The 9,970-nt window shown below is 52.6% G+C and carries 8 protein-coding genes; 3 read left to right on the forward strand and 5 right to left on the reverse strand.

Features of this window, described 5'->3' with window-relative positions:
* Positions 1-23 precede the first annotated feature (23 nt).
* Positions 24-1,010 (forward strand): metallophosphoesterase, encoded by a 987-nt coding sequence (locus DWY25_RS16195; protein WP_181981876.1) that lies wholly within the window; start codon positions 24-26, stop codon positions 1,008-1,010.
* A 162-nt stretch (positions 1,011-1,172) separates the two neighbouring features.
* Here DWY25_RS16195 and DWY25_RS16200 read toward each other — a convergent pair whose 3' ends face one another.
* The 5 genes from DWY25_RS16200 to ltaE all read right to left on the reverse strand — a co-directional run bounded on the left by DWY25_RS16200 (position 1,173) and on the right by ltaE (position 7,294).
* Positions 1,173-2,000: an ADP-ribosylglycohydrolase family protein gene (locus DWY25_RS16200; protein ID WP_117896098.1), complete on the reverse strand. Its 828-nt coding sequence runs from the start codon at positions 1,998-2,000 to the stop codon at positions 1,173-1,175.
* Positions 2,001-2,092: 92 nt separating this feature from the next.
* The gene (locus tag DWY25_RS16205; RefSeq protein ID WP_181981877.1) at positions 2,093-2,863 is read right to left on the reverse strand and encodes an HAD family hydrolase; all 771 of its coding nucleotides are present in this window, start codon (positions 2,861-2,863) and stop codon (positions 2,093-2,095) included.
* 166 nt (positions 2,864-3,029) lie between these two features.
* Positions 3,030-5,015 carry an alpha/beta hydrolase family protein gene (locus DWY25_RS16210; protein ID WP_117896100.1) on the reverse strand — a complete coding sequence of 662 codons (1,986 nt, stop codon included), beginning with the start codon at positions 5,013-5,015 and terminating at the stop codon, positions 3,030-3,032.
* Positions 5,016-5,018: 3 nt separating this feature from the next.
* On the reverse strand, positions 5,019-6,266 hold the full coding sequence (locus tag DWY25_RS16215) for a M24 family metallopeptidase (protein WP_117896101.1): 1,248 nt from the start codon (positions 6,264-6,266) through the stop codon (positions 5,019-5,021).
* Positions 6,266-7,294: a low-specificity L-threonine aldolase gene (gene ltaE, locus DWY25_RS16220; protein WP_244926002.1), complete on the reverse strand. Its 1,029-nt coding sequence runs from the start codon at positions 7,292-7,294 to the stop codon at positions 6,266-6,268. Before ltaE ends, DWY25_RS16215 begins: the two co-directional genes overlap by 1 nt.
* 240 nt (positions 7,295-7,534) lie before the next feature.
* Here ltaE and DWY25_RS16225 point away from each other — a divergent pair, with 240 nt between their 5' ends.
* Both DWY25_RS16225 and DWY25_RS16230 read left to right on the forward strand, forming a co-directional pair.
* On the forward strand, positions 7,535-8,623 hold the full coding sequence (locus DWY25_RS16225; protein WP_117896103.1) for a metallophosphoesterase: 1,089 nt from the start codon (positions 7,535-7,537) through the stop codon (positions 8,621-8,623).
* Positions 8,624-8,842: 219 nt separating this feature from the next.
* Positions 8,843-9,970 (forward strand): hypothetical protein (locus DWY25_RS16230; protein WP_147336707.1); only part of this gene is annotated, 1,128 nt, incomplete at its 3' end.

The raw sequence follows: 9,970 nt of genomic DNA on the forward strand, positions 1-9,970 counted from the left end.
ATAGAATGACGAAAGGAGTTCTCATGAAGAAAATCCTGAAAATAACCTTGATTGTTCTGCTTCTGATCGCCGGCGCGGGCGTGCTTTATTTAGACGCCACGGAAATCGCGCCAAAGCGGGTGCGGATCCGGACAGAAACAATCCGTTCAGAAAAGATTCCAGAAGCCCTGAGCGGTCTTCAGATTTTATTTTTTTCCGACGTGCATTATAACGCCTTTGTCGACGATTCACGGCTGGAAGCGCTGATCGAGAAAATTGACAGCGTCGGCGCAGACGTCATTCTGTTCGGCGGTGATTTATTTGATCACCCTGCCAACCAATGGCCAGACGATCAGGCGATGGATACGATCCGCAACGCTTTATCGCGGTTAAAAGCGCCGCTGGGAAAATTTGCGGTGCTGGGCAACCATGATCTGGAATCGCAGAGCAGCGGGGAAATGGTCAGTCACTTGTTGTTTGAAGCGGGCTTTGAAGTCTTGAACAATCAGTCCGTGAAAATCCGCAACCGCGGCACTCAGTCGATTTCATTAGTCGGTTTGGAAAGCGAGATGCTGGGCAATCCGGATCCGGAAGCGGCATACCAGAACATCTCTCCGGACAGCTTTACGATCGCCCTGTGCCATACGCCGGATACCGTGCTGCGGCTGCCGCAGGACCAGACGGATTTAATGTTAGCCGGCCACAGCCACGGCGGCCAGATTTACATTCCGCTGCTGGGTACCTTTTACCGGGCGAATTATGCCGAAATTTATTACCGTGGCAAGCATCAGGTTGACGACATTCTCCTTGACGTCAGCAACGGCACCGGCACCACCCGCATGGACGTACGCCTGTTCTCCCCTGCCGAAATCGTCGTTTATCGTCTGGAACACACAGAACCGGCGCCTGAAACAGACTCTGTGCCAGACAACCCGGATCAAAGCGACGGCAGTAACGAAGCCGGCACTGACGAAAATCCAGACGGCAGCGATGTCCCACAGGATCAACCCGCTGAAAATCCAGAAGAATAACTAAAAAAGGAACGCCCTGAAACGGATGATCAAACCCGTTACGGCGTTCCTTTTTTTAGTTTCAAAGTCCTGTTTCATTCATTTCTAAATCCGCGGCATAAAAATCATCAACCTCGCCTGAAATTACAATACGACGTCAGACTACCGTTACCAATCACATCGTCAGAACAGACAATCTTCGATGATGTCTTTGCCGCGCAACGTTTCCAGCCAGGCTGCAGGAATGGCTTCCATTCCATACAGGATTCCGGCCAGTCCGCCGGCCACCGCGCCGACAGTATCCGTATCATTGCCTAGATTCACCGCCCGCAGCACCATTTCGGCATAGCTGTGACTGTGAAGCAGCGACCATAACGCGGCTTCCAGTGTATCGACGACATACCCGCTGGACCGGATTTCCGATTCCTCCAACTCCTCCAATTGAGATAACCGGTGAAACGGCGCGGCTTCATTTCGATTCCGCAAGATTGCAGCAAGATCTTTTCCTGTTATCAAGGTTCGAGCGCATTCGATATAGATCTGACAAGCGCACACCGAAATGGCGTGGCCGTGCGTGATCGCGGAAACGGCCGCAATTGTTTCCGCATCAGCCTCAGTAAACGCTAATGGCAGAATCCGCATCAACGAACCATTGCCATTGGCCTTGAAATCCGCAAATCCGTAACCCCGAACCAGCGCCTGTCCGGTCGTATTTCCGCAATCAAACACAACCTGGTTAATCGCATAACTGCCATGAAACAGCCAGTTGCAAAACGCCGAGCGGATGGCTTCCACGTCGATTTCACCTGTTTGCCGGATTGCATCGCAGGTTGCCAGCGTCATGCTTGTATCGTCCGACCAGGTTCCTTCGGGCTGTCGGTGCGTCCCATATCCCTGCATTCCTTCGATACGGAAAGTTCCGCGTTCCATGAACTCTACCGGAACACCCAAGGTGTCGCCCACAGCCAGCCCATAGATCGCACCGCGGAGTTGATCATTACGCTTTTCCATCTAATCCTCCCTCGTAAAAATTGATCACTGTGATCCTGAAATGAGCGCATCTTCCCTTTTCCGACTTGAAAATGTTACTCAGAACTTTCACTTTAAAACTCCGGTTTCTCTTTCAGCAAAACCTCTGCGATCCAATGCGCGGGGCCGTCTTGTTCATTACTGAAACAAATTTGTGAAGCGGCCGCCTTGACTTCCGGATGAGCGTTCATCACCGCAATTCCTATTCCACAATTTTGAAGCAAAGGCAGATCGTTAAAGTCATCGCCAAACACAGCCAATTCCGACAAGTCCAAACCACAGCGCCGACAAAGATCGCGCGCTCCTGTCAGTTTGCTGACAACGGAGCTGACAAGAACATAATAACCTGGCTCATGCGCGTTCGCAAGACAGGTGTAGTCCAGGCTGTTCAGCCAGGCCGCTTCCTGATCAGAATCCAGATTGATCGAAATTTTCAGCACGGAATCCATCGGGCAACCCGGCAGGTCTGCGCGATGATAGATCGGATCATCGTGCTGCGTTTGCGGATCATTTGTAAAAATCGTCTCAGCATACGTCAGCGTTAAGCGGCAGCCTGACAGCCCATTCAGTCTTTCGACAACACTTTTAACCAACGTGGGATTCAGCGGATATTGAGAAACTCTCTGTCCCTGCCATAGATTCAGGCCGCCGTTGAGACAAATTAAACCCTCCGGCTGAACCTGACGCCGATAGTTCTCGATTCGCATCACAGAACGTCCGGTAGCGAAAAACAGCGTCAGTCCCTGTCTTTTTGCCTGTTCTAAAACTTGAAGGGTATAGCGTGAAATTTGTTTGTCATTATGCAGCAGCGTCTGATCCAAGTCCATTACAATTCCTTTAATCATGACTTTTGTTTCCTTTTCTATTCGCGATTTCATAAAGAGCATCGGCCCAACAGGCTCTGTGTCAGTAGTTATACGCACTAAGCCATCTTCGAAGCGACGGCTGATGCGGGAACGCGGAATACAAGAACGATACCGCGCTAAGCGGTATCGTCATGAATTCTCTGGTTTATTTTAAATGCGACTGCATCCAGTCGGTGATCTCGTTCAATCTTCTCATCCGGTGCAGCGGTTTGCCGGACCGGCTCAGTTCATGGTTTTCACCCTTGAAATACACAAGCTTGGACTCAACGCCCAGATCGACCAGAGCGGTATACATCTGCAAGCCTTCCGCCATCGGACAACGGTAGTCTTCATCCGAATGAATAAACAGCGTCGGCGTCGTGCAGGCGCGCGCATACTTGACTGGGGAATGCCACCACAGCTTTTCCGTATCGTCGTAGATATTGCCGCCCTGCTGGTCCGGTCCGAAGGTCATGCCGATATCAGAAACGCCATAGAACGAAATCCAGTTGGCGATGCTGCGCTGGGAGGCCGCGGCCGCAAAGCGCGAAGTATGGCCGATGATCCAGTTGGTCATGAATCCGCCGTAGCTGCCGCCGGTTACGCCGACACGCTGCGCGTCGATCGCCGGGTACTGCTTAAGCACCGCATCCGTGAAATCCATGATGTTGTTGTAGTCACAGGTGCCGTATTTGCCGCGCAGATCCGCAAATTCATTATCGCGGCCGTCGGAGCCGATCGGGTTGCAGAAGAAGACGAAATAGCCTTCGTTCGCCCAGACCTGCATCTCATGATAGAAGACTTCGCCATACACTGTCTTCGGTCCGCCATGAATATCCAGGATTGCCGGATAGCGCTTCGTTTCATCATAATCCTTCGGCAGCAGCACCCAGCCGTTGATCGTCGTGCCTTCCGATTCGACGCTTAACCGCTGTGGAACTGCGACATACTTATTCGTTAACGCCGCTTCGTTGAAGTCGGAAATCTGGGTAGTCGTCTTGGTTTCCGGATCGTACTCATAGATTTCCTGCAGCTTCTGCCCCAGCATGCCCGCAAACAGAATCTTACCGTCGGCCAGCGCGAAATGATCGACAGAGCCGGTCAGCTCGATCACCGGCTGAATGCAGCCGCAGGCGCCCATCTTATACAAATGCGAGCTGTCCTCGCGCGTCGTTAAGAAATACAGCGCTTTCTCATCCGCCGCAAAACCACAGCCGCCGCCATAACGGCAGTCGGAGCCGACCGAGGAGCCCATACTGTACTCATACGGCGCCCACAGCGTCACCTCATGGCTCACCGGATCAAGCTTATAAAGATACGGGTTTTCGTTATTGCCGTGGCGGGTTGTCGTCGCAGCCGCCAGCACGATGGCCTCACCGAAAAACGCGGCTTCGTGAATCGAATATTCTTTTTTATCATAAATGCATTCCGTCGTCTTGGCTTTCACATCATACAGATAGACGGAAGCCTTGCGCTGCGGACGGCTTGTGTATTCCTCGCCGGTATACAGCACCTTGCCCTCCTTCACGTCGACGTCGCCGGTCATAAACAGCGGTGCGGTGATCGGCGTGCAGGTCTTCGCCTTCGCATCGACGACATACAACGTGTTCCGCAGCTTGTTCGTGAATCCGCCGCCGTTGGACCAGAACGGAATTTCATCGAAAACTTCATAATCAACGTTGTCTTTCTTCGCCTTCAAAACCTGTTCGCGCTGTTCTTCGCTCATCGCCGCAAAATCGCCGATGCCGGCATCCGTGCGGGCTTTGATCAGATACAGATCGACGTCCAGCTTCCAGATCCCGATCGCCTTTAACGGTACCGTAAAGGCCTTGACCGCTTCCCCGCCGGTTAACGAAATCCGGTAATACGCAGTATACGGCTCGCCGGCTTCCGCCTTCTTCTTGTCCTGGCTGTCGCGGCTGGCCGCAAACAGGATCGTCGTTTCCTCGTCAAAGATGAAGCTGCTTTCCTTATCCATCGCCGTCAGCTGCGCAAATCCCTGATCCTTGCGAACCCAGATGTTGCTTGTGTAGCTATTGTTTTTGGGATCCGCCTGCCAGACCGTCACAGCCACCGCCGTTTTCTCCGGCGATACAGTCAGATTGGATAAAAAGCGGTAGTTGTAAAATTCATCACGTTGAAGTTTGTCCATTGTTTATTCCCCCTTGTTCATGAACGTTTCTATTTCTTCCGTCGTATGCGGCAGCTTTTCACTTAAGTTGACCGCTCCGGTTTCGCTGACGAGCACATCGTCCTCGATCCGGATGCCGATCCTCTCCGCTTCCAGGTACAGTCCCGGCTCCACGGTGATCACCATCCCCGCTGCCAGCGGCAGATTCGCGATGTTGACGTCGTGAGTATCCAGGCCCAGATGATGCGACACGCTGTGGAAGTAGTAATCCCGCACAGTCATACCATGATCCAGCAGACCGATCGCAGCGAGCTGTTCGCTGTAAAAATCTACCAGCACCTGGTTCAGCTGACGCAGCGTTCGTCCCGGCCGGATGGCGGCAATCACCCGCCGCTGACCTTCCAGCACGATATCGTAAATCTGTTTCTGGCGTTCTGTGAAACGGCCGTTGGCCGGATAGGTGCGCGTGATATCGGCACAGTAATGACCGACCGCGCCGCCCAGGTCGCACAGCACCAGACTGCCGTCTTCGATCACTTCATCGTTGCGGCTGTAGTGCAGCGTCGTCGCGTTGGCGCCCGAAGCGCAGATCGTCGGGAACGCATGTTCGCGCACTCCCTGCTTCATCAAAGCGAAGTCGAAGACCCCTTCCAGCTCAGTTTCATTGATGCCCGGCGCGCAATGCCGCATCATCACCTTGACGGCGGTGATCGTCGCTTCCTGCGCCTGCCGCATCAGATTCAGTTCATCCTCGTCCTTGATCATCCGCAGCTGGGCCAGGGACGCGTGGACGTTGATCAGATCGACGCTGGGATAATGCTGCCGCACATGACTGGCAAACCGATAGGCCGGATCGTCCGGTTCCTCCCAGCTCTCCTTCGCCAGATCCAGCCCGACGCTCATGCGGCGGTTGCCGCGGTTCAGCTTCATCTGACGATGGATGAAATCCAGCATTTCCGCATTCGGATACACGGCGTCGACATCGGCCTGCTGCTGAGCTTCCTCCGGTTTCATCCGGCCGCCGACCCAGCGGGCCTGTTCCGGATCAAACGGCTCGATAAACAGCACCGACTGAACGTAATCGCCGTTTTTAATCAGTGCCAACGTCATCGCTTCCCGATCCAAGCCTGTCAGATAGTAGAAATTGCGGTTGACCGAGAACGGATAGGCCTCGTCCAGCGAACGAACCGGCGCTTTGCCGGAAAAGAATAATGCCAGGGAACCCTGCGGCATCGTCTCCATGACGCGGGTTCGGCGTGTTTTGTAATCCATTACAGTTCCTTTCTGCAGCGGTCGATCGCTGCGGCAATCCGCGGCAAATCCGCGGTCTCAATTCCCCAATGCGTGACCAGCCGGTAAACGCCGTGATCCGCACCGTTGATTAAAATCCCCTGTTCCTTTAATGCATCGACAAACCGCTCCGGCGCGGCCAGACCGTTCAGCGTCAGAAAGACCATATTGATATCCAGCTGATCCTTCGCCACCGCAACGCCGTCCAGCTCCTCCAGCATCGCCGCCAGTGTTTTCGCATTGGCGTGATCCTCGCCCAGCCGCAGGCTCATCTGATTCATCGCGATCAATCCGGCCGCGGCCAGAAATCCCGCCTGACGCAAACCGCCGCCGATCCGCTTGCGGTTGCGCCGCGCGCGGGCGATAAATTCCTTCGTTCCGCATAACATTGAACCGACCGGCGCGCATAGTCCTTTGGACAGGCAGAACGTCACGGAATCCGCACAGGCCGCCAGCTCCGCCGCATCAACGCCCAGCGCCGTCGCTGCGTTAAATAATCGTGCGCCGTCCAGATGAACGTTTAACCCGGCCTCCTTCGCCGCGGCATAATCCTGCCGCATGAGTTCCAGCGGCACCACTGTGCCGTTGGACAACGCGTTTTCCAGACAAAGCAACGTTGTCGGCGGTTCGTGAATGTCGTCCGGCCGGATCGCCTGACGGATATCGTCCGGATAAATCCGATCGTCGGGGTTGTCAATCGTCCGCCCCATGCATTGACAGATCTGAGCGAGATGACCAACTTCATGGGTGATGATGTGGCTCCGCGCTCCGAGGATCACTTCATCCCCGCGCTGAGTCTGCGACTGAACACCTAACAGATTCCCCATCGTCCCGCTGGAAACAAACAACGCCGCTTCCTTGCCTAAACGCTCGGCAGCCTGACGCTCCAGTTCGTTGACCGTCGGATCGTCGCCATACACATCGTCGCCGACAAGTGCGGAAGCGATCGCTTCCCGCATCTCAGGCGTCGGCTGCGTAACCGTGTCACTGCGCAAATCGAGTATTTTCATGATTTCAACTCCAATTCTGATTTTCATTATAGAAAAAAACGCAGGTCTTTTAAAGTCTTTTCCCCGGTTTCCTGGACTTCTTGATGATCTTTTTTCAATTTCTTCCTGAAACAATTTTCATTCAGTTGATTCTCTCAAGTTAGTCCTGGTCTTCTTTGAAGCCGGTTTTCGTAATTCTTTATTTTTTCTGACGCTGATTTTTCGTTTTCTCTGGTATCCTAATGAATAGGAAGTGAGACTATGTTGCTTAAATTGATATTAATTCTGGTCTTGGCCGGAATTCTGGCGGGTCTGGTCGCTCAGCAGCATCTGCTCGAGCGCAGTCATGTTGCATCCGGCATTCGCAAAAAAATCCAGATTTTTGACGGAATCGCGGTGCTGATATTCATCGTCCGGTTCATGCCCTTACCGCTGGGCTCTACGCAACTCGTTCAGGCCCTGGCCTTGGGCGTGTTGGTGTTTCTGGCAGTTTCCACGCTGCTTCTGCTGCTTTTTCAGCTGCGGCCCACCGGCACGCGGACCTGGCTGTTCTGCTGGCTGAGTCTCAGCGTCCTGCTGAGCGGCGGAATCAGCGTCACAGGATGGCGGCAGGCGCATACGCTTGCCGTTCACGATCTCCAACTCACGCTGAGCTCCCGGTTTCCACATGCAGAACTGCAGTTCACCGTAATCTCGGATCTGCATTTGGGAACCTCCGTCAACGCGAAGGAAATCAACGCCTTAATCCGCCTCCTGGAACAAACACCGAAGCAGCCGGTGATCATCGCCGGCGATCTGTTCGACGAATACACGACGCCGAAACAGCTGCAGGAATTCCTCGACGCCGTCAATCATTCCCAACTGGAAACGGTTTATATGGCGGCAGGGAATCACGAATACCACCAACGCCGCTATGAAGCGTATTTCCAACAAATCCAGGCCAGCCGGATCGTCCTGCTTCGCGATCAAACCATCGCGATTGACGAGCATCTTCAGCTGTTATTCCGTCAAGACCGATCACAGCCGCGCCTGGCGTTAAACGATTTGATCGGCAATTCGAACGCCGACTGGATCGTCGTCGATCATCAGCCCAAGCTGAAAGAGAAAAACCCGGCCGTGCTTTTACAGGTTTCCGGCCATACTCATGCGGGACAGGTCGCGCCGTTCTCCCTGGTTGTTGGACTGGCTTATCCGTGCGTCGCCGGCCGCTGCGATACCCAGCCGCAAGCGCTGGTCACCAGTGGAATGGGTGCCTGGGGATTACCGTTCCGCCTCGGCACCGAAAGTGAAATTCTGCGGGTCACGCTGCATTTTCAGGCACAATCAGAGATTCCTGCCGATAATGCCTGAAAGTATGCACCTTCTTCTTTTTGACGAATGTCCCTGAATTTAGTCAATCCTGCCCAGATTCCTTCTGGGCAGTTTTTTTATATTCTAAGAATTTCGATGCGTCAGAGGCAAAAGAAAATGAAAAGAATGAAACAAACTCAAATGCGTTGAGATGAGATCACGTTTATTGTATAATTAACTCAAAAGATGATGGGTATCTCTGAAAGCGAGGTCTTCTTCATGAAAACGATAACGTGTTCCGATCGGATCTACTATGATGAATTGCTTCCCGAAGAAGCTCAGGCTATTCGCCAGGATATCCAGCTGGTTCATTCTATCCTCCATACCGCTTATCGTTATCTGACGCTGAAAGCCCGGGGAATTCCCTTCCCATTTGAAGAATCGCTTCATAAAGAGCTGAAGCGCCGGTATCACACGAATGATTATTTTCCTCTGACAGCGCTATGGGAAGCTCAGCATCAATTGAAAGCAGACTTTGAAAACCATGAGCGCTGGAAGAAATCGTTAAAAGCAAGAGTGAAAAGCGTGGAAAAGAAAATCCGGAAAACAGAGAAAGAAATCCAACGGCTCGATAAGCAGTTAGCTCAGCTTAAGCAGAAAACAAAACAAGGCAAACAAACCCAAGAAGATTATTTACTGGAGGTTCAGGGGCTGCGGCCAACCCGGAAACAGTTAAAGAATCAACGCTCTCAATTGATCTTTAAATTGAACCGCACCCAGCAACAGCTCAACACCGCGAATCAGAAAATGCGGTTTACCTGCTTTGGCGGGAAGAAGCTATCGCGTTCCAGAACGACGGTTTATGCTGGAAATCATGAAGCGTGGCTTGAAGAATACCGGTATCAGAGAAACAAAACCATGATGATCCCCGGACGCAGGCAGGGGAAGTATTCCAATTGCCTATTCAAATATCATATTGAAGAAGGCGTATTGATTTATCGCTGCAGCAGTGAAAACAGAGAAATCCGGTTGAAGATCCAGTTTCACGCGAATGCCAAAGAACTGGAACGGGCGGTGAAGCTGCCGCACAACACACCGGGGAAAGCGGTCGCTTATCTATTGGAAGATCATAAGAAATACTTCATTATCAAAGCGATTGTGGAAATGGAAGAACGTGAATTGATGGAAGAAAAGCAAGACGGCGTGATTGGAATCGATATCAATGCGGATCACATTGCCGTGAGTGAAACGGATGCCTGCGGAAACTGTGTGCTGTTGAAGACCGTGCCGATGCCCTTAAGAGGAAAGAAGAAGAATCAACGGAAACATCAGATCCGGCAGACGGCGAAAGAGATCGTGCTGGAATGTGTAAGAAGTAACAAGCCGTTGGTGATGGAAGCATTGGAT

The sequence above is a fragment of the Holdemania filiformis genome (genome assembly GCF_003459085.1).
GTDB lineage: Bacteria > Bacillota_I > Bacilli_A > Erysipelotrichales > Erysipelotrichaceae > Holdemania > Holdemania filiformis.

What these genes read in the sequence shown, in the direction of transcription:
- DWY25_RS16200 (WP_117896098.1), bottom strand. Translation starts at nt 2,000, where the DNA reads ATGGAAAAGCGTAATGATCAACTCCGCGGTGCGATCTATGGGCTGGCT.
- DWY25_RS16195 (WP_181981876.1), top strand. Translation starts at nt 24, where the DNA reads ATGAAGAAAATCCTGAAAATAACCTTGATTGTTCTGCTTCTGATCGCC.
- DWY25_RS16225 (WP_117896103.1), top strand. Translation starts at nt 7,535, where the DNA reads ATGTTGCTTAAATTGATATTAATTCTGGTCTTGGCCGGAATTCTGGCG.
- DWY25_RS16205 (WP_181981877.1), bottom strand. Translation starts at nt 2,863, where the DNA reads ATGATTAAAGGAATTGTAATGGACTTGGATCAGACGCTGCTGCATAAT.
- DWY25_RS16215 (WP_117896101.1), bottom strand. Translation starts at nt 6,266, where the DNA reads ATGGATTACAAAACACGCCGAACCCGCGTCATGGAGACGATGCCGCAG.
- ltaE (WP_244926002.1), bottom strand. Translation starts at nt 7,294, where the DNA reads ATGAAAATACTCGATTTGCGCAGTGACACGGTTACGCAGCCGACGCCT.
- DWY25_RS16210 (WP_117896100.1), bottom strand. Translation starts at nt 5,015, where the DNA reads ATGGACAAACTTCAACGTGATGAATTTTACAACTACCGCTTTTTATCC.